Origin of the sequence: Pseudomonas sp. BN102, assembly GCF_029871245.1 — a bacterium.
Classification (GTDB): Bacteria; Pseudomonadota; Gammaproteobacteria; order Pseudomonadales; family Pseudomonadaceae; genus Metapseudomonas.
Window position 1 is genome coordinate 21936 of sequence record NZ_SSON01000071.1, and the last position, 18741, is coordinate 40676.

At 64.5% G+C, this 18741-nt stretch carries 16 protein-coding genes; 10 read left to right on the plus strand and 6 right to left on the minus strand.

The annotated features are described in order from the left end of the window. Window positions 1-427: 427 nt before the first annotated feature. Together nfuA and E8F12_RS17830 are read right to left on the minus strand one after the other, a co-directional pair. Window positions 428-1012 carry a Fe-S biogenesis protein NfuA gene (gene nfuA / locus E8F12_RS17825; RefSeq protein ID WP_280288860.1) on the minus strand — a complete coding sequence of 195 codons (585 nt, stop codon included), beginning with the start codon at window positions 1010-1012 and terminating at the stop codon, window positions 428-430. A gap of 97 nt (window positions 1013-1109) precedes the next feature. Then, window positions 1110-3398, minus strand: coding sequence for a fatty acid cis/trans isomerase (locus E8F12_RS17830; RefSeq protein WP_280326542.1), 2289 nt, complete (start codon window positions 3396-3398; stop codon window positions 1110-1112). A gap of 173 nt (window positions 3399-3571) precedes the next feature. Between E8F12_RS17830 and metH the strand changes: the two genes are divergently transcribed. Next, complete coding sequence (gene metH / locus E8F12_RS17835; RefSeq protein WP_280326543.1) at window positions 3572-7264, plus strand: methionine synthase; 3693 nt, start codon at window positions 3572-3574, stop codon at window positions 7262-7264. A gap of 391 nt (window positions 7265-7655) precedes the next feature. Here the strand turns inward: metH and E8F12_RS17840 are convergent, their stop codons facing one another. Continuing rightward, window positions 7656-8075, minus strand: a complete 420-nt coding sequence (locus E8F12_RS17840; RefSeq protein WP_280326544.1) for a DUF1883 domain-containing protein — start codon at window positions 8073-8075, stop codon at window positions 7656-7658. A gap of 33 nt (window positions 8076-8108) precedes the next feature. Here E8F12_RS17840 and E8F12_RS17845 point away from each other — a divergent pair, with 33 nt between their 5' ends. The 3 genes from E8F12_RS17845 (at window position 8109) to E8F12_RS17855 (ending at window position 10097) form a co-directional block, all read left to right on the plus strand. Further along, window positions 8109-8717, plus strand: coding sequence for a hypothetical protein (locus tag E8F12_RS17845; RefSeq protein WP_280326545.1), 609 nt, complete (start codon window positions 8109-8111; stop codon window positions 8715-8717). 65 nt (window positions 8718-8782) lie between these two features. Beyond that, window positions 8783-9823, plus strand: coding sequence for an RNA methyltransferase (locus E8F12_RS17850; protein WP_280326546.1), 1041 nt, complete (start codon window positions 8783-8785; stop codon window positions 9821-9823). 55 nt (window positions 9824-9878) lie between these two features. Further along, a complete protein-coding gene (locus E8F12_RS17855; protein WP_280287976.1) occupies window positions 9879-10097 on the plus strand; it encodes a DUF2970 domain-containing protein in 219 nt (72 codons plus the stop codon). A gap of 3 nt (window positions 10098-10100) precedes the next feature. On the opposite strand, the gene E8F12_RS17860 is transcribed toward E8F12_RS17855, so the two are convergent. Further along, window positions 10101-11186, minus strand: coding sequence for an ABC transporter substrate-binding protein (locus E8F12_RS17860; RefSeq protein WP_280326547.1), 1086 nt, complete (start codon window positions 11184-11186; stop codon window positions 10101-10103). A gap of 450 nt (window positions 11187-11636) precedes the next feature. Between E8F12_RS17860 and E8F12_RS17865 the strand changes: the two genes are divergently transcribed. After that, window positions 11637-13295, plus strand: a complete 1659-nt coding sequence (locus E8F12_RS17865; RefSeq protein ID WP_280326548.1) for a nitrite/sulfite reductase — start codon at window positions 11637-11639, stop codon at window positions 13293-13295. After that, window positions 13279-13779, plus strand: coding sequence for a DUF934 domain-containing protein (locus tag E8F12_RS17870; protein WP_280326549.1), 501 nt, complete (start codon window positions 13279-13281; stop codon window positions 13777-13779). Before E8F12_RS17865 ends, E8F12_RS17870 begins: the two co-directional genes overlap by 17 nt. Before the next feature lie 176 nt (window positions 13780-13955). On the opposite strand, the gene E8F12_RS17875 is transcribed toward E8F12_RS17870, so the two are convergent. Next, window positions 13956-14537: a TetR/AcrR family transcriptional regulator gene (locus tag E8F12_RS17875; protein ID WP_280326550.1), complete on the minus strand. Its 582-nt coding sequence runs from the start codon at window positions 14535-14537 to the stop codon at window positions 13956-13958. A gap of 113 nt (window positions 14538-14650) precedes the next feature. On the opposite strand from E8F12_RS17875, the gene E8F12_RS17880 reads away from it, so the two are divergent. Then, window positions 14651-15088, plus strand: a complete 438-nt coding sequence (locus E8F12_RS17880; protein WP_280326551.1) for a hotdog fold domain-containing protein — start codon at window positions 14651-14653, stop codon at window positions 15086-15088. A gap of 42 nt (window positions 15089-15130) precedes the next feature. Here the strand turns inward: E8F12_RS17880 and sohB are convergent, their stop codons facing one another. After that, a complete protein-coding gene (gene sohB, locus E8F12_RS17885) occupies window positions 15131-16156 on the minus strand; it encodes a protease SohB (protein WP_280326552.1) in 1026 nt (341 codons plus the stop codon). A gap of 210 nt (window positions 16157-16366) precedes the next feature. Here sohB and E8F12_RS17890 point away from each other — a divergent pair, with 210 nt between their 5' ends. The 3 genes from E8F12_RS17890 (at window position 16367) to E8F12_RS17900 (ending at window position 18733) form a co-directional block, all read left to right on the plus strand. Next, the gene (locus E8F12_RS17890; protein WP_280326553.1) at window positions 16367-17077 is read left to right on the plus strand and encodes a histidine phosphatase family protein; all 711 of its coding nucleotides are present in this window, start codon (window positions 16367-16369) and stop codon (window positions 17075-17077) included. 59 nt (window positions 17078-17136) lie between these two features. Further along, window positions 17137-17451 carry an SCP2 sterol-binding domain-containing protein gene (locus E8F12_RS17895; protein ID WP_077526001.1) on the plus strand — a complete coding sequence of 105 codons (315 nt, stop codon included), beginning with the start codon at window positions 17137-17139 and terminating at the stop codon, window positions 17449-17451. Between the two features lie 211 nt (window positions 17452-17662). Further along, window positions 17663-18733 carry a phosphotransferase family protein gene (locus tag E8F12_RS17900; protein WP_280326554.1) on the plus strand — a complete coding sequence of 357 codons (1071 nt, stop codon included), beginning with the start codon at window positions 17663-17665 and terminating at the stop codon, window positions 18731-18733. Window positions 18734-18741 lie beyond the last annotated feature (8 nt).

Here is an 18741-nt window from a genome sequence, read left to right on the forward strand (position 1 = left end):
GCCACAACCTACGAACGTCTCCAACGCTTTTGTAGGTTGGGCCAAGTGCAGCGCGGCCCAACGCGGGGGCAACCTGGGCCACCAACGTTGGGCTTCGCGTAGCTCTGCCACAACCTACGAACGTCTCCAACGCTTTTGTAGGTTGGGCCAAGTGCAGCGCGGCCCAATGCGGGGGCAACCTGGGCCACCAACGTTGGGCTTCGCGCAGCTCAGCCACAACCTACGAACGTCTCCAACGCTTTTGTAGGTTGGGCCAAGCGCAGCGCGGCCCAACGCGGGGGCAACCTGGACGACCAACGTTGGGCTTCGCGTAGCTCAGCCACAACCTACCAGGCGTGCCTCCTCGCGATTGAAATCGCCCTCACAAGGAAAGCCGTGAAATGAAAAAAGGCGACCCGCAGGTCGCCTTCTTCGTGTCGCGCACGCCTTAGTAGTAGGCGTTTTCCTTGTTGCTGTGGTCGGTGACGTCGCGTACGCCCTTGAGCTCGGGGATACGCTCCATCAGGGTTTTCTCGACGCCGTCCTTCAGGGTCATGTCGACCATGCCGCAGCCCTGGCAGCCGCCGCCGAACTGCAGCACGGCAATGCCTTCCTCGACCACGTCCACCAGGCTCACCTGGCCGCCGTGGCTGGCCAGGCCGGGGTTGATCTCGGTCTGCAGGTAGTAGTTGATGCGCTCGGTGATCGGGCTGTCTTCGTTGACCATCGGCACCTTGGCGTTAGGCGCCTTGATGGTCAGCTGGCCGCCCATGCGGTCGGTGGCGTAGTCGACGATCGCGTCTTCGAGGAAGGGCTCGCTGACGCCATCGATCCAGGCGGTGAAGGCGGCCAGGGCCAGGGGGCTGTCCTCGGGTTTCTGCTCACCGGGCTTGCAGTAGGCGATGCAGGTCTCGGCGTACTGGGTGCCCGGCTGGGTGATGAAGACACGGATGCCGATGCCCGGGGCGTTCTGCTTTTCCAGCAGGTCAGCCAGATAGTCCTGGGCAGCTTGGGTAATGGTGATGGCGCTCATGGCAACTCCTCGCAAACATGGGCGCAGTGTACGCCAAAGGGGAACATGGGTTAAAGCCCTACCAATTTAGTAGGAATAATTCGCGTCCAGCTGATATTCAAAGGTTCTGATAGCGGTTCATGTCCAGCTCCCCCGCCTCCACCGGCTCGGTGTCGCGGATGTAGGCCGCCAGGTCGTGGAAGTAGAACCAGAACTGCGGATGAGTGCGGCGGATGCCCCAGCGCTGCACCAGCTTGTCGAATGCGGCACTGTCCCTGGCCTGCTCCATGGCGCCGACGAACGCCTCCACCTCCCCCGCCTTGAGATTGAAAACGAAGTTGGGGTAGCTGCTCAGCACGCCTGGATAAAGGGTCAGGGTGTCCAGCCCCGGCTGATAGCGCAACGCTTCGCCCATCATGAAGGCCACGTTGCTGTGGGCACGGTTGCGCAGCAGGCTGTAGACCTCGCGCCGGCCGTCGGCCAGTTCCACCCGCAGCAGGGTCGCTTCCGGCAGTTGCTCGATCACCTTGAGCCCCGCCGCTGGCCGGCTGACGAGGCGGCTGAAGGCCTGTTCAGCCTGCTGCAGCTCAGGAGCGATTCGCGGCCGGAAGCAGTGGGCACCCGTGCAGCGGTTGATCGGATCGGGCCGCGCATTGACGCCGGCGTAGCGCTGCAGCAGCTCCTGGGCGAACGCGCGCTGGGGGTCGCCCTCGGCCAGGGCCAGGCTGCTGGGGGTGTCCTTGTCGATGCGCTGGTAATCCAGCCACATCTTCACCTTGCCGCCGTTCTGGTACCAGTCGCCAAGCAGCGCCGCGCGAGATTCCGCCGGCATCAGGCGGAGGAAGTTGACCTCGGCACCATTGCGGATCAGGTCGAAGTAGAGCCGCGTCTGCGCCTGGTGGGAGAGGTTGCCGAACACGTCGAAGTTGACCACCAGCTGGTAATAGGTGCGCTCGAGCAACGGGTAGTCCATCCACCAGATGGTCTGGGGAATCTCGCCGATCAGGCCTTTGCGCACCGAGGCGCTGTCGTGCTGGCGGAAGATCGACAGCAGGGCGTTGTCGTTGCCGGTCCAGATGTGCGCCCAGCTGGGCGGCGGCGCACTCGCGTACGCATCCATGCGCATCGCCTCGTACTCATTGCGTTTGTCGCGGTAGGCGCGCCAGAGGCCGAGCAGGTCGCCGATCTCGTCGAACTGGCCGGGCATCGCCAGCAGCGGCGTGGCCTCGGCGCGGTACTCGGGGTCGGTGATGTAGAGGTCGTGGGCCGGGTCCTGGAACAGCGCCCAGAAGTTGTCGCGAATCACGTCGGTGGCGATTTGCCCGCGGCAGACCGGGCCACGGATGAAGGTGCGCACGAAGTACTCGGCGTTATCCAGCATGAACTGGTAACGCGCCTGGGCGGGGATGGCCTGGAAGGTCTCGAAGGGGTTGGCGCGGCGTTGCGCGCCGTAGCCGGGCACCTGCTCCGTCGCCCAGTCGCCAGAGAAGAACAGCTCCTTGACCCGCGCCAGCTTCGCCGCGCTGAGGGGATAAGTAATGTGGGTCTTGTGCACGATCACGCCCTGAATAGGCCAGAGGCGGTAATAGAAGGTGCTGCCCGGATCTTCGTTGGGCCGGCGGGTGGCGATGGGGTCGATGGGCTGGCCGCTGGGCGTGCGCGAGCGCACCAACTGGAAGAAATGGCCGGGCTCGCCATTCCCCTCGAAATACAGATGCGCGAGGAACAGGTGCTCGAACAGCCAGCGCCCGACCAACGCCTCGCGGGCGCCGGGAGCGTTCAGCAGCGCCTCCCACTGGATCACCTGGCGGGCCTCGGCCGCATTGGGCTGCACGGCCTGCTCCTCCACCTTCGCCCCCTCGGCCAGCCAGCGCTGCAGGGTCTGGTACTCCGCCTCGCTGAGGCCGGTGACGGCGAAGGGCATGCCCGCCTGGGCATGCTTGCGGGCGTAGACGTCGAACTCGCCAGGCAGGGGGCACTGGTTCTGGCGGTCGATGCCGATATCCAGACCGGCCGGCAGCTTGGCGTTGGGCGTCGGCGGGTTGGCCTTGCCCAGCTCCAGCATCCGCGCCATGAGCGCGGCCTGGGCGCCGTTACCGTCCAGCACCGAGTGAAAGCCCTTGCGCCGCCAGGCTTCTGCGCCCTGGGCATCGAAGTAGAGCCGGGTGGTGTCCTGGGCCCTGGTGCGACCGCCGTTGTAGACCGGCAGCTTGCTCGCGCCGCGCGCGGCACCTTCGGCGCTGCCCAGGTTGAGTTGGCATGGCGAGTCGTAGCAGGCGTGGCAGGCCACGCACTTCTGCGTGAAGATCGGCTGGATGTCGCGGCTGTAGGAAAGCTCGTCCGCCAGGGCCGGGCGGACCGGCAGCATGAACAAGACAAACAAGACAGCAAGCAGGCGCTGCGACATGACTCAATCCCTGAAGAGCAAATGGGCGGATTCTACTGGCTTGCAGCGCGGGACGACGAGCCCGCCCCGCCAGCAACATGAGCAGAATTCATGGAAATTGCGGACAAGCTAAAAATTACTAAGGTTTTGCTATCATCCTCGCCTTTGTTCACGCCACCCCTCAGGTAGTTCCTATGTCCGACCGCATCGCCCGCCAGCAAGCCCTGCAACAGGCGCTCAAAGAGCGCATCCTGATCCTCGACGGCGGCATGGGCACTATGATCCAGAGCTATAAGCTGGATGAGGCGGACTACCGCGGCCAGCGTTTCGCCGATTGGCCCAGCGACGTGAAGGGCAACAACGACCTGCTGCTGCTCTCCCGCCCGGACGTGATCCAGGCCATCGAGAAGGCCTACCTGGATGCCGGCGCGGACATCCTCGAGACCAACACCTTCAACGCCACCCGCGTGTCCCAGGCCGACTACGGCATGGAAGAGCTGGTCTACGAGCTGAACGTCGAAGGCGCGCGCCTGGCCCGAGAAGTGGCCGACGCCAAGACTGCCGAGAACCCGGCCAAGCCGCGCTTTGTCGCCGGCGTGCTCGGCCCGACCAGCCGCACCTGCTCCATCTCCCCAGACGTGAACAACCCCGGATACCGCAACGTCACCTTCGACGAGCTGGTGGAGAACTACACCGAGGCCACCCGCGGCCTGATCGAGGGCGGTTCGGACTTGATCCTGATCGAGACCATCTTCGACACCCTCAACGCCAAGGCGGCGATCTTCGCCGTGCAGGGCGTGTTCGAGGAGCTGGGCATCGAGCTGCCGATCATGATTTCCGGCACCATCACCGACGCCTCCGGCCGTACCCTCTCGGGGCAGACCACCGAGGCCTTCTGGAACTCGGTGCGCCACGCCAAGCCGATCTCCGTGGGCCTGAACTGCGCCCTCGGCGCCAAGGACCTGCGTCCCTATCTGGAAGAGCTGGCGAACAAGGCGGAGACCCATGTCTCCGCCCACCCTAACGCCGGCCTGCCGAATGCCTTCGGCGAGTACGACGAGACCCCGGCGGAAATGGCCGCGGTGGTCGAGGAGTTCGCCGCCAGTGGTTTCCTCAACATTGTCGGCGGTTGCTGCGGTACCACGCCGCCGCACATCCAGGCCATCGCCGAAGCCGTGGCCAAGTACCCGCCGCGGGCGATGCCAGAGATTCCCAAGGCCTGCCGCCTGTCGGGCCTGGAGCCCTTCACCATCGACCGCAACTCGCTGTTCGTGAACGTCGGCGAGCGCACCAACATCACCGGTTCGGCCAAGTTCGCCCGGTTGATCCGCGAAGAGAACTACACCGAGGCCCTGGAAGTGGCCCTGCAGCAGGTGGAAGCCGGCGCCCAGGTCATCGACATCAACATGGACGAGGGCATGCTGGACTCGAAGGCGGCCATGGTCACCTTCCTCAACCTGATCGCCGGTGAGCCCGACATTTCCCGTGTGCCGATCATGATCGACTCCTCCAAGTGGGACGTGATCGAGGCCGGCCTGAAGTGCATCCAGGGCAAGGGCATCGTCAACTCCATCTCCATGAAGGAAGGCGTCGAGGCCTTCAAGCACCACGCCCGCCTGTGCAAGCGCTATGGCGCCGCGGTGGTGGTGATGGCCTTCGACGAGGTCGGCCAGGCCGACACCGCCGCGCGCAAGAAGGAAATCTGCAAGCGCAGCTACGACATTCTGGTCAACGAAGTGGGCTTCGCGCCGGAAGACATCATCTTCGACCCGAACATCTTCGCCGTGGCCACCGGCATCGAGGAACACAACAACTACGCGGTGGACTTCATCGAGGCCTGCGCCTACATCCGCGACGAGCTGCCCTATGCGCTGTCCTCCGGCGGCGTGTCCAACGTGTCGTTCTCCTTCCGCGGCAACAACCCGGTGCGCGAGGCGATCCACTCGGTCTTCCTCTACCACGCGATCAAGAACGGCCTGACCATGGGCATCGTCAATGCCGGCCAGCTGGAGATCTATGACGAGATCCCGGCCAAGCTGCGCGAGAAGGTCGAGGACGTGGTGCTCAACCGCAGCCCCGAAGGCACCGATGCCCTGCTGGCGATCGCCGACGACTACAAGGGCGGCGGCGCGGTGAAGGAAGCCGAGAGCGAGGAATGGCGCAGCTACCCGGTGGGCAAGCGCCTGGAGCACGCGCTGGTCAAGGGCATCACCACCTTCATCGTCGAAGACACCGAGGAATGCCGCCAGCAATGCGCGCGCCCGATCGAGGTGATCGAAGGCCCGCTGATGTCCGGCATGAACGTGGTCGGCGACCTGTTCGGCGCCGGCAAGATGTTCCTGCCCCAGGTGGTCAAGTCCGCCCGCGTGATGAAGCAGGCGGTTGCCCACCTGATCCCCTTCATCGAGGCGGAAAAAGGCGACAAGCCGCAAGCCAAGGGCAAGATCCTCATGGCCACGGTGAAAGGCGACGTGCATGACATCGGCAAGAACATCGTCGGCGTCGTACTCGGCTGCAACGGCTACGACATCGTCGACCTGGGTGTGATGGTGCCGGCGGAGAAGATCCTGCAGACCGCCATCGCCGAGAAGTGCGACATCATCGGCCTGTCCGGCCTGATCACGCCGTCGCTAGACGAGATGGTCCACGTCGCCAAGGAAATGCAGCGCCAGGGCTTCCAGCTGCCGCTGATGATCGGTGGCGCCACCACCTCCAAGGCGCACACCGCGGTGAAGATCGACCCGCAGTACAGCAACGACGCCGTGGTCTACGTCACCGACGCCTCCCGCGCCGTGGGCGTGGCCACCCAGCTGCTGTCCAAGGAGCTCAAGGCCGGTTTCGTCGAGAAGACCCGCGCCGATTACGTCGAAGTGCGCGAGCGCACCGCCAACCGCGCCGCCCGCACCGAGCGCCTGGCCTATTCCGACGCCCTGGCCAACAAACCGCAGTTCGACTGGGCCGGCTACCGCCCGCAGAAGCCGAGCTTCACCGGCATGCAACTGCTGGAAGACATCGACCTGGCGGTGCTGGCCAAGTACATCGACTGGACGCCGTTCTTCATCGCCTGGGACCTGGCCGGCAAGTACCCGCGTATCCTCACCGACGAAGTGGTGGGCGAAGCCGCCACTTCGCTGTTCAACGATGCCCAGGCCATGCTCAAGCAGTTGATCGAGGGCAAGCTGATCAAGGCCCGCGCGGTGTTCGGCTTCTGGCCGGCCAACCAGGTGGACCACGACGACATCGAGGTCTACGACGCCCATGGCAGGCCGCTGGCCAAGCTGCACCACCTGCGCCAGCAGACCATCAAGCCCGACAGCAAGCCCAACTATTGCCTGGCCGACTACGTGGCGCCGAAGGAAAGCGGCATCACCGACTATGTCGGCGGCTTCATCACCACCGCCGGCATCGGCGCCGAGGAGTTGGCCAAACAGTACGAAGCCAAGGGCGACGACTACAGCGCGATCATGGTCAAGGCCCTGGCCGACCGCCTGGCCGAGGCCTGCGCCGAATGGCTGCACGAGCGCGTGCGCAAGGAGTACTGGGGCTACGCGGCCGACGAGCACCTCGACAATGAGGCGCTGATCAAGGAGCAGTACAAGGGCATCCGCCCCGCTCCCGGCTACCCGGCCTGCCCGGACCACACCGAGAAAGGCACCCTGTTCCGCCTGCTCGACCCGCACAGCAGCTCGGGCGTGACCCTCACCGAGCACTACGCCATGTTCCCCGCCGCCGCCGTAAGCGGCTGGTACTTCGCCCACCCCGAGGCGCAGTACTTCGCCGTCGGCAAGATCGAGCGCGACCAGGTGGAGAGCTACAGCAAGCGCAAGGGCCAGGACCAGGCCGTCAGCGAACGCTGGCTGTCGCCCAACCTGGGATACGAGTACTGATCCTGCGCCCTGTGCGTGCGAATTCACTCGCGAAAGGACCGCAGCGCGGTCCCGTAGGTTGGCGCTGAGAAACGAAGCCCAACACAGCGGCTCGACCGCGAACGTTGGGCTTCGCTTAGCTCAGCCACAACCTACAGGCAGGGCCGCGCGTCTGTGGGAGATTCTATGTCATTCAGCCGTAGCGCCCCGCGGGCGAATTCATTCGCGAATGAATTCGCTCACAGAAAGGCAGTCGGGCCACGGTCCGCATGTAGGGTGCGCCGCGCGCACCGAGCGGAGTTCCAGGCCGAACCTGGCGGTCCGGTTAGCGAATGAATTCGCCCCCACAAAGAGCAGGCAGCACCGAGAACGAAAAAGGCCCGCGCTTGCGGGCCTTTTTCATGCCGGTGAATCAGCTACCCGAACGGCGCACGAACTTGATCGACCACTCGAAGCTGGGCTTGCGTGTCACGCTGATGGCGCGGCGGCTCACGGTGTCGAGGGTGACGTTCCAGAAACCGGTGCTGGGCACCACGATCTTCGCCGGGAAGCGGTCGAAGGCGCCGCCGTGGTAGCTGTGCCGGCCGCCGTTCTTGAAGCTGCGGAAGTTCGCATCGTTCATCAGGCGGATATTGCAGGTCTGCGAACACTGGATGACGACCAGGTCACCCTCGTTGAGGTGCTCGCGCTGATGGATGAACTTCATGTACAGCTCCCAAATCGCTGAATCGAACAGCGCGCCAGAATAACACGGCGGACTTCGCCTACGCTGAAGTAGCCGACCGGCAAGGACGAATACGGCAGTCGGACGTCGCCCCCTCCACCCGGTCATTACCTGGAACCTGTGAGAACAAGGGGATCTCCCATGCGCAATGCCAAGCCCGTTCACGCCCTCCTGATCAGCATCGCCTTCCTGGGCGCCTGCAGCAGCCAGGCGGAAAACGATGGACTGAGCGCGACCGCCAGCGCCGCCGAAGCCTACACCCCGGGTGTGCCCGGCAGCGTCGAGTCGGAAACCGAGACGATCTCGGCGGTGGTCACGGCCGTCGATCAGCAGAAGCGGACCTTCACCCTCGAGGATGAACAGGGCAACCGCCAGACCTTCAACGCGGTGCCGGAAATGCGCAATTTCTCGCAGCTGAAAGTCGGCGACCGGGTCAATGCGGTGGTGACTCACGAACGCGTGATCCAGCTGCGTGCGCCTGGCGAAGTCCGAGAGGATGGCGCTGCCGGATTGGTGGCGAGGACTCCGGAAGGCAGCAAGCCGGGCATGCTGGTAGCCGATACCGTGGAAATCACCGCTGTGGTCAAGGCGATCGACACCACCCAGCACACCGCCACCTTGGAGTTCGCCGACGGCAGCCGCAAGGTGGTGAGGGTACGGCCCGATGTCGAGCTCAAGCCTTCGTATCTCAACCAGGAAGTGGTGATCCGGATGACCTCGGCACTGGCCATCAGCGTCGAGGCTCCCTGAGCACCGCAACCGGCTGGTCGGCGGGCCTGCCACCGCCCGGTGGACGGTGGTAGGATGCGCGCCCCATGCGTATCAGCGATATCCACCAGCATCTGGCCGAGCTCGGCGCCCTCCCCGTCCATAGCAGCCGGGTGGTGCGCGCCTGGCTGCAGGGCAAGCCCCTGGACGCCGGCACCCGCCGCCAGCACACCGAGCACTTCCTGCCCCTGAGCGTACGTGATGGCCTGCCGGCCTTGGCCGAACGCCTGGACGGCCTGGTCCGCCTGCGTTCGGAACATCCCGGAGCCGACGGCTCCGCGCGCCTGCTGGTGGCATTGAACGATGGCCAGATGGTAGAAAGCGTGCTGCTGCCCCGCGACGGCCTTTGCGTGTCGACCCAAGTCGGCTGCGCCGTGGGCTGCGTGTTCTGCATGACCGGCAAGAGCGGCCTGCTGCGCCAGGTCGGCAGTGCTGAGATCGTTGCCCAGGTCGCCCTCGCCCGCCGTTTCCGGCCAGTGAAGAAGGTGGTGTTCATGGGCATGGGCGAGCCGGCGCACAACCTCGACAACGTGCTGGAAGCCATCGACCTGCTGGGCACCGATGGCGGCATCGGCCACAAGAACCTGGTGTTTTCCACCGTCGGCGACATGCGCGTCTTCGAGCGCCTGCCTCAGCAGCAGGTCAAACCGGCCCTGGCGCTGTCCCTGCACACCACCCGCGCCGACCTGCGCGAACGCCTGCTGCCCAAGGCGCCGCGCATCGCCCCGGACGAGCTGGTGGAACTGGGCGAGCGCTACGCGCGCACCATCGGCTACCCCATCCAGTACCAATGGACACTGCTCAGGGGCATCAACGACAGCCAGGAAGAAATGGACGGCATCCTGCGCCTGCTCAAGGGCAAGTACGCGGTGATGAACCTGATTCCCTACAACAGCCTGGAAGACGACGAGTACCAGCGTCCCGAGGGCGAGCGTATCGTGCAGATGGTCCGCTACCTGCACAGCCGAGGCATCCTCACCAAGGTTCGCAACTCCGCCGGCCAGGACGTGGAAGGTGGCTGCGGCCAGCTACGCGCCCGCGCCGTGGAACTGGTCAATACCCGCCGCCTGCAGCGCCCCGCGCCCTGAGCGAACGGCCGGCATTCCCCGGCAAACGAGCTAAGCTCAGGCCAGGAGGTGTCCCATGGACGACAAGAACGACGATCAACCCCTGAGCTTTCGCGAGATGCTGCAGAGCGTGCTGGCCGCCGCCTTTGGCGTGCAGAGCGGGAAGAACCGCGCGCGTGACTTCAGCCGTGGCAAGCCCAGCCACTTCATCATCCTCGGCGTGCTATTCACTGCCGTCTTCGTGCTGGTGCTCTTCGGGCTAGTGAAGCTGGTGCTCGGCCTCGCCGGCGTCTGAGCCTCACTCGAGCAGCGGCTGCAGGGAAAAACCGTAGTCGCGCCGCCCTGGCTTGCCCAGCAGGCTGAAGGCGCGGAAGTCGAGGTCATGGCCGCGCCGCTCGATGTGCCGCAGGAGCCGCGCCGCCTTGTTCCGGTCCAGGGTCATGAACAGGCGTACCTCGCGGTCCTTGCCGCCGCGCTGGGCGAAGTCCAGGCCGGCGTCGTAGTCATGCAGCAGCACCATGGCCCAGCCGCCCAGGGTGAAGTGGCCACTGACCAGGGCGCTGACCTTGCCGTCGAGGTAGGCCCGCAGCACTTCCGGGGAATTGTTCAGGGCGGAGAAGCGCATGTCCTGCCCGGGCTTGCGGCCCAGCTCCGTAGCCGCGGCCATGGCGCCGAAGGCCATTTCGTCGTTGGCCGCCCAGACCAGATTCACGTCCGGATAGCGCGGTAACAGCTGCTGCGCCTGGGCATAGGCACGCTGGCGATTCCATTCGCTGTAGACCAGTTGCCGCAGTCGCGCCCGGGGGAACTCGGCCAGGGCCTTCATCAGACCTTGCTCGCGGCGCTTTGCGGCGGGGGTCTGCTTGACGCCCGAGAAGGCCAGCATGTCGAAAGGCTGGCCGGGCGCCACGCGCTGCTGCTGCTCCAGCAGCGTGCGCGCCATCAGGTAGCCGGCCTCCTCTTCGTTGGCCACCATGCTGCCGATCCAGTCGGGATACTTCTCACGGGTACCGCCGGCCAGGGTTTGTTGGTCCGCGGTCAGGGTGCTGTTGACGGTGAACAGCTTGACGCCGCTACCACGGGACAGGCGCAGGATCTCCGGGCCGGCGTACTGCTCGTTGACGAATACCAGGTAGTCGGGCCGATTCTCGCCTCGCAGCACTTCGCGGGCCTGGTCGAGCATGCGATGCAGGTCGCGCTCGGCATAGCGCACGTCGAGCGCCATGCCCAGGTCGTCCGCGGCCGCCTGCATGAACTGCGCATAGCTGGCCCAATAGGGTTCGTCGGTCCGCCCGGGATTGAGAAACACCACCGAAGCGGCGTAGAGCGTCTGGCTGAGACCCAGGCAGAAGCAAAGTAGAAGAGAGGCGAAGAGTCCTTTCATTCCATCACCCAGGAAAAATCGGCGGCGAAGTATAACCGCTTAGCGCAGGGTGATCGGAGGTTGCGGGGCTGGCCTGGCGAACCGGCCGGCCCCGCGCGTGCTTATTGGTGGCTGACCCAGTAAACGGCAGTCGACACAGCGATCAGGATAAGGATGAAAATGGCCCAGGCATCGACCTTGCTGTCAGGGTTCGAATTATCGGAATGTTCGTTCATGGCTCCCCCGTTGTTGTGGTTATAGGCGGCTTGCACTCCGAGTAAAGACCAGCCCCCGCCGCGCCTCAAGCCGAAGGGTTATGCCCCACCCCGCAATCATAACTTTTGGTTCTTTACATATACTCAAACATCACTTTTGCGCATAACCCCGAACTGGTATCTTCCACCGCCTCCGCGGGGAGTGCGCGGCCGTGCGCGCAGAAAAGCTGTAAGCAGCCTGATAACAGGACATTTCATGTACGTATACGACGAGTACGATCAACGGATCGTCGAGGACCGCGTCAAGCAGTTCCGCGATCAGACCCGCCGCTATCTGGAAGGCACGCTCTCGGGTGAGGAATTCCGCCCGCTGCGCCTGCAGAACGGCCTGTACATCCAGCGCTACGCGCCCATGCTGCGCGTCGCCGTGCCCTATGGCCTGCTGTCTTCCGTGCAGGTGCGCAAGCTGGCGCAGATCGCTCGCGACTACGACAAGGGTTACGCCCACATCAGCACCCGCCAGAACGTGCAGTTCAACTGGCCGGAACTGGAAGACGTGCCGGAAATCCTCGCCGAGCTGGCCACCGTGCAGATGCACGCGATCCAGACCAGCGGCAACTGCATCCGCAACACCACCACCGACCAGTTCGCCGGCGTTGCCCGTGACGAGCTCGTCGACCCGCGCCCCTGGTGCGAGATCATCCGCCAGTGGTCGACCTTCCACCCGGAATTCTCCCACCTGCCGCGCAAGTTCAAGATCGCCGTCAATGGCGCCGTGAGCGACCGCGCCGCCATCGAAGTCCATGACATCGGCCTGGAAGCAGTGAAGAACGCCGCTGGCGAGCTGGGCTTCCGCGTGTCGGTCGGCGGCGGCTTGGGCCGTACCCCGGTGGTGGGCAGCTTCATCAACGAATTCCTGCCCTGGCAGCACCTGCTCAGCTACCTCGACGCCATCCTGCGCGTGTACAACCGCTATGGCCGTCGCGACAACAAGTACAAGGCGCGCATCAAGATCCTGGTCAAGGCGCTGACCCCGGAAGTCTTCGCCGAGCGCGTCAACGCCGAGTGGGCCCACCTGAAGGACGGCCCCACCACCCTGACCGAAGCCGAAGTGCAACGCGTCGCCAAGCACTTCGTCGACCCGGCCTACAAGGCCCTGGAAGACCAGGATGCCGCCCTCGCTGCCCTGGATGCCGAGCACCCCGGCTTCGCCCGCTGGCGCACCCGCAACGTCATCGCCCACAAGAAGCCCGGCTATGCCGCCGTGACCCTGTCGCTCAAGCCCACCGGCGTGGCGCCTGGCGACGTCACCGACAAGCAGCTGGACGCCATCGCCGGCCTGGCCGATCGCTACAGCTTCAGCGAAGTGCGTAACAGCCATAACCAGAACATCATCCTGGCCGACGTCGAGCAGACCCAGCTCTTCACCCTCTGGGGCGAGCTGCGCGAACTTGGCTTCGCCACCCCGAACGTCGGCCTGCTGACCGACATCATCTGCTGCCCGGGCGGCGACTTCTGCTCCCTGGCCAACGCCAAATCGATCCCGGTGGCCGAAGCCATCCAGCGCCGTTTCGACGACCTGGACTACCTGTTCGACATCGGCGACCTGGACCTGAACATCTCCGGCTGCATGAACGCCTGCGGCCACCACCACGTGGGCCATATCGGCATCCTCGGCGTGGACAAGAAGGGCCAGGAGTTCTACCAGGTGTCCCTCGGCGGCAGCGCCGGCCGTGACGCCAGCCTGGCGCAGATCCTCGGCCCGTCCTTCGCCCAGGACGAAATGGCCGACGTGATCGAGAAGATCATCAACGTCTACGTGGAACAGCGCACCGAAGACGAGCAATTCCTCGACACCTTCCGCCGTATCGGTATCGATCCGTTCAAGGAGCGCGTATATGCAGCGAATCATTAAGAACGACCAGGTGATCGACGAAACCTGGCACCTGCTGGCCAAAGACGCGACCCTGGACGGTATCCCCAACTGCGATGACATCATCGTTCCGCTGGCCCTGTGGTGCGACCACGGCCACGCCCTGAAAGCCCGCGACGGCGGCCTGGGCGTATGGCTGGAAGCCGGCGAAGAGATCGAGGAGATCGCCGGCGACCTGGAGCACTTCCAGGTCATCGCCCTGAACTTCCCGGCCTTCACTGACGGCCGTCACTCTTCCACCGCCTATCTGCTGCGCCAGCGCTACGGGTACAAGGGTGAAGTACGCGCCATCGGCGATGTGCTGCGCGATCAGCTGTTCGCGCTGCGCCGTTGCGGCTTCGATGCCTTCGCCCTGCGCGCCGACAAGGACCCCTACGACGCCCTCAAGGCGTTCGAAGACTTCTCCGAGGTCTACCAGGCGTCCAGCGACCAGCCCCTGCCGCTGTTCCGCCGCCGCTCGGCCTGAGTGACGCGATAACGAAAAGCCCCGCATTTGCGGGGCTTTTTGTTGGGTGACGAATCGATTCTCTTGTAGGGGCGAATTCATTCGCCAACCGGACCGCAGGTTCGGCCGGCAATGAATCGAGGGCAGCTGAGCTGCCCTTGGCAAATGAATTCACCCCTACAGTCGCCCAGCCTGGCTCACGGCGCGCGGACCGCATCCCACGCCACCTGCATGAACAGCTCACGGCACTCCGCCAGGCTGGTGTGTGTGCGCCCGGCCAGCCAATTACGGGCGAAGTCCTGTGCCGGGCCTATGACCACCGAGGCGAAGCAGTCCGCCGGCATGTCCCTGAAGGCCCCGGCCTGGCGATATTCCTGCAGGGCCTCGAAGATGCGCGCATGGTGATCACGATTGGCCTCGCGCAATTGTTCGCCCACCTCCCCCGCCTCCACACGCCCGCGGCTGTGCAGGACGAAACGCGCCCAATCCGGATTGGCCACTACCCAGTCGACGTAGGCGCTGACCAGCAGCTTGACGCAGGCCTCGGCACTGGTGGCCTTGGCGAAGCCCTCTTGGAGCAATTGCGCGTACTGGCCAACCCCGGCCAGGTAGAGCGCGCCGATGATGCGTTCCTTGTTGCCGAAGTGGTGGTAGAGGCTGCCGATGCTGGCGCCGGAACGATCGCGGATCATCTCGATGGTCGTGGCACCCACGCCCACTTCGGTGAAGCACGCCAGAGCGGCCTGGAGGATCTCGTCTTTACGGGAGGAACGGGCCATGGAACTCCTTGGGAAGGCTATTAGAATAATTTTCTAGAATTGTTTTCTAATGTTCGTATACTGCAGCAGCGCGCGCTCATCTTCAATCCACAGTGACGAGAGAGTCGAAATCCATGAGCCAGATGTTGCAGATGTTCAAGCAGGCCGGCACGGAGCAGTTCAGCGCCATGATCGGCCAGGTCGCCCCCTACTTCGCCAGCATCGCCCCGCGCTTCGTCGAGCTGCGCCCGGGCTACGCCGAGGTCACCTTCCCAAAGCGCCGCGAGGTGCTCAATCATATCGGCACCGTGCACGCCATCGCCCTGTGCAATGCCGCGGAGCTGGTGGCTGGGACCATGACCGACGCCTCCATCCCAGCCGGCGTACGCTGGATCCCCCGCGGCATGACCGTCGAATACCTGGCCAAGGCCTCGGGCGATGTGCGTGCGGTGGCGGACGGCAGCGCGCTGGATTGGTCCGCCTTGGGCGACATCAAGGTCCCGGTCATGGCCTACGTGGGGGATACCGCGGTACTGCGCGCCGAAATCACCATGTATCTGAGCAAGGCCTGAAAATGGCGAGGCCCGGTTTCTACCGGGCCTCGCATCGCTGCCTTACTGCCAGAATCGTTGCTGGCTGAGGCGGCTCCACCAGTTCAGCAACACCCGGTCCAGCGCCACGCTGGCGGCGAGGCCGACGCGCTCCTGCAAGCTCTTGCGCGCGGCGAAGTGCAGATGGAACAGCTCCGCCTCCTTGGCCCGCTCGGCCAGGTAATCGTCGCTGGTACGCAGTTCGTCCACCAGCAGCTTCTCCTGCGCCGCCATGCCCAGCCAGATTTCGCCGGTGGCGACCTCCTCCATGTTCAGCTGCGGGCGGTAGCGGCCGACGAAGTTCTTGAACAGCACATGGGTGGTTTCCAGATCTTCCTGGAACTTCTGCCGGCCCTTCTCGGTGTTCTCGCCGAATATGGTAAGGGTGCGCTTGTACTCGCCGGCGGTGAGCACTTCGAAGTCGATGTCGTGCTTCTTCAGCAGCCGATGGACGTTGGGCAGCTGCGCCACGACGCCGATGGAGCCGATGATGGAGAACGGCGCGGCGAGGATCCTGTCGCCGATGCAGGCCATCATGTAGCCGCCGCTGGCCGCCACCTTGTCCACGCAAACGGTGAGCGGCACGCCGGCATCTCGGATGCGCGCCAGCTGCGACGACGCCAGGCCGTAGCTGTGCACCATGCCGCCGCCGCTCTCGAGGCGCACGACCACTTCGTCCTTGGCCGTCGCCATGCTCAGCAGCGCGGTGACCTCATGGCGCAGGTGGTCGGTGGCCGAGGCCTTGATGTCGCCATCGAAATCCAGCACGAACACCCGAGGCTTGTGCTCGGCGGATTTCTTCGCCCGCTTTGCCGCCTTGGCCTCGACCTTGCGCGCCGCCTTCAGGTGCGCCTTGTCCAGCACCGAGTGCTCCAGGCGCTCGCGCAGGTCCTTGTAGAAATCATTGAGCTTGCGCACGTCCAGATGACCGCTCGCCACGCGCCGGTTGCGGCCGCGCAGCGCGGCGATGGCCGCCAGCACCACCAGGATGGCCACCACCAGGGTCACGGTCTTGGCCAGAAAGCCTGCGTACTCGGCAAAAAACTCCACTTGTATCCCCCTTGTCTCGCCTACTGACGCCAGCCTTCCGGCGGCGCGGATAACGAGCAAGCATAACGGCGCCATCCCCGCCCCGCCAGCGGCTGGAAAGCGCTCCATAAGCCGCGGGAATGCATTCAAACAAGCGTATGTTTTTTCGTTGACAGGCCCAAGGCTTCCTCATACCCTCGCGGAACTTTCAACCTCGCGGGACGCCAGTACGTGGGCAGCATCTACCTGATTCGGCATGGCCAGGCTTCCTTCGGCGCAGACGACTACGATGTGCTGTCGCCCATCGGCATTCGCCAGGCCGAGGTACTCGGTGCGCACCTCGCACAACTGGGCCTGCGCCTGGATCGTTGCTACAGCGGCGACCTGCGCCGCCAGCAGCATACCGCCCAGGCGGCCCTCGCGCAGTTCAACGCCGCGGGCCTGGCAACGCCCCCGGTCGAGATCGATCCGGCGTTCAATGAATTTGATGCCGACGCGGTGATCCGCGCCCTGCTCCCCGACCTGCTTCCGGAAGAACCCGAAGCCCTGCACGTGCTGCGCAACGCCGCGCAGAACCGCGCCGAGTTCCAGCGGCTGTTTTCCAAGCTGGTACTGCGCTGGGTCTCGGGCGCCCATGACAAGCCCGGCCTGCAGAGCTGGCTGGCCTTCGTCGAACAGGTGCGCGGCGGCCTCGAGCGGGTCCTGGCCCAGGCGGACAGCAAGCAGAACATCGCCGTGTTCACCTCCGGCGGCACCATCACCGCCCTGCTCCACCTGGTTGCCGGCATACCCGCCGAGAGCGCCTTCGGGCTCAACTGGCAGATCGTCAACACCTCGCTCAACCGCCTGAAATTCCGCGGCAGCGAGGTGACCCTGGCTTCCTTCAACAGTCATGTGCACCTGGAACTGTTGAAGGCGCCGGAGCTCATCACCTACCGCTGAGCCCGGCCCACTGCGGCTGGAAAAGCCGCCAGAAAAAACCCTAGAAAAAGGAAAACACCATGACCAACGTTGCTGACATCGTCAAAACCATGCAGTCCAAGTTCAACGCCGGTGCCGCCGCTGGCCTGGACCTGGTATTCCAGTTCAACATCGAAGACGGCGACAACCACTACCTGGTGGTCAAGGACGGTACCTGCGACGTACAGCAAGGCGACGCCCCGAACCCGAACGTCACCCTGATCATGGACAGCGCCACCCTGGTTGGCATCATGACCGGCGAAACCGACGGCATGCAGGCCTTCATGGCCGGCAAGCTGCGCGCCGAAGGCGACATGATGCTGGCGATGAAGCTCGGCGAACTCTTCCCGGTCTAAGCTTTTCTCACGAAAGGCCATGCACCAAGAAAACCGGAGTCCCAAGACTCCGGTTTTTTTTCGCCCGATGCAGGCGGTACGGGCGAATCAGGCAGCCTGATTGTGCTGCAACACCTTTGTCTATAACGGCTCGTTCGGCTTGTGGCGCCCCCAAGGCGGCATTAGATTAACGAATAGTCTCGGGCACCCATCATAAACAGAAGGGATAAGCATGACGCTTACTGATCAGTCCACCCGCATCCGCGAAGGCGAAGAGCTCGACGCCGCCGTCATCGACCCATACCTCAAGGCGCATATCCCCGGCCTGGAAGGCACCCCGCGCATCAGCCAGTTCCCCGGCGGCGCCTCCAACCTGACCTACCTGCTGGAATACCCCAGCCAGGAATTCGTGCTGCGCCGGCCGCCCTTCGGCCACAAGGCCAAGTCCGCCCATGACATGGGCCGCGAATTCCGCATCCTCAACCAGCTCAACGCCGGCTTTCCCTACTGCCCCAAGGCCTACGTGCACTGCACCGACGAGTCGGTGATCGGCGCCGAGTTCTATGTGATGGAACGGGTCAAGGGCGTGATCCTGCGTGCCGACCTGCCGGCCGACATGCAGCTCGACGAAGGACAGACCCGCGAACTCTGCCTGAGCTTCATCGACAAGCTGGTGGAGCTGCACAACGTCGACTACCAGGCCTGCGGCCTGGGTGACCTAGGCAAGCCGGAAGGCTACGTGCAACGCCAGATCGCCGGCTGGAGCGACCGCTACGAAAAAGCCCTGACCCCGGACGCGCCGACCTGGGAACCGGTCAAGGCCTGGCTCAAGGACAAGATGCCGGCCGACCATCACAAGAGCGCCATCGTCCATAACGACTACCGCTTCGACAACGTCATCCTCGACCCGGCCAACCCGATGCAGATCATCGGCGTGCTGGACTGGGAGCTGACCACCATCGGCGACCCGCTGATGGACCTGGGCAACACGCTGGCCTACTGGATCGAGGCCAAGGACCCGGCACCCGTGCAGCTGATGCGACGCCAGCCGAGCCACCTGCCGGGCATGCTGACCCGCCAGGAATTCGCCGACTATTACGCCGAACGCGCCGGCCTGCCGCGCATCGACAACCTCGATTTCTACTACACCTACGGCCTGTTCCGCCTGGCCGGCATCGTCCAGCAGATCTACTACCGCTACTTCCATGGCCAGACCCAGGACAAGCGCTTCGCCCAGTTCATCGGCATGAACAAGCTGCTGGAGCAGATGAGTCTGCAGGTCATCAACCAATCACGGCTGTAAACCGGATC

Bases quoted from the DNA above. Each gene is read 5' to 3' on its own strand.
- nfuA (WP_280288860.1), bottom strand. From the start codon at position 1,012: ATGAGCGCCATCACCATTACCCAAGCTGCCCAGGACTATCTGGCTGAC.
- E8F12_RS17830 (WP_280326542.1), bottom strand. From the start codon at position 3,398: ATGTCGCAGCGCCTGCTTGCTGTCTTGTTTGTCTTGTTCATGCTGCCG.
- metH (WP_280326543.1), top strand. From the start codon at position 3,572: ATGTCCGACCGCATCGCCCGCCAGCAAGCCCTGCAACAGGCGCTCAAA.
- E8F12_RS17840 (WP_280326544.1), bottom strand. From the start codon at position 8,075: ATGACCGGGTGGAGGGGGCGACGTCCGACTGCCGTATTCGTCCTTGCC.
- E8F12_RS17845 (WP_280326545.1), top strand. From the start codon at position 8,109: ATGCGCAATGCCAAGCCCGTTCACGCCCTCCTGATCAGCATCGCCTTC.
- E8F12_RS17850 (WP_280326546.1), top strand. From the start codon at position 8,783: ATGCGTATCAGCGATATCCACCAGCATCTGGCCGAGCTCGGCGCCCTC.
- E8F12_RS17855 (WP_280287976.1), top strand. From the start codon at position 9,879: ATGGACGACAAGAACGACGATCAACCCCTGAGCTTTCGCGAGATGCTG.
- E8F12_RS17860 (WP_280326547.1), bottom strand. From the start codon at position 11,186: ATGAAAGGACTCTTCGCCTCTCTTCTACTTTGCTTCTGCCTGGGTCTC.
- E8F12_RS17865 (WP_280326548.1), top strand. From the start codon at position 11,637: ATGTACGTATACGACGAGTACGATCAACGGATCGTCGAGGACCGCGTC.
- E8F12_RS17870 (WP_280326549.1), top strand. From the start codon at position 13,279: ATGCAGCGAATCATTAAGAACGACCAGGTGATCGACGAAACCTGGCAC.
- E8F12_RS17875 (WP_280326550.1), bottom strand. From the start codon at position 14,537: ATGGCCCGTTCCTCCCGTAAAGACGAGATCCTCCAGGCCGCTCTGGCG.
- E8F12_RS17880 (WP_280326551.1), top strand. From the start codon at position 14,651: ATGAGCCAGATGTTGCAGATGTTCAAGCAGGCCGGCACGGAGCAGTTC.
- E8F12_RS17895 (WP_077526001.1), top strand. From the start codon at position 17,137: ATGACCAACGTTGCTGACATCGTCAAAACCATGCAGTCCAAGTTCAAC.
- E8F12_RS17900 (WP_280326554.1), top strand. From the start codon at position 17,663: ATGACGCTTACTGATCAGTCCACCCGCATCCGCGAAGGCGAAGAGCTC.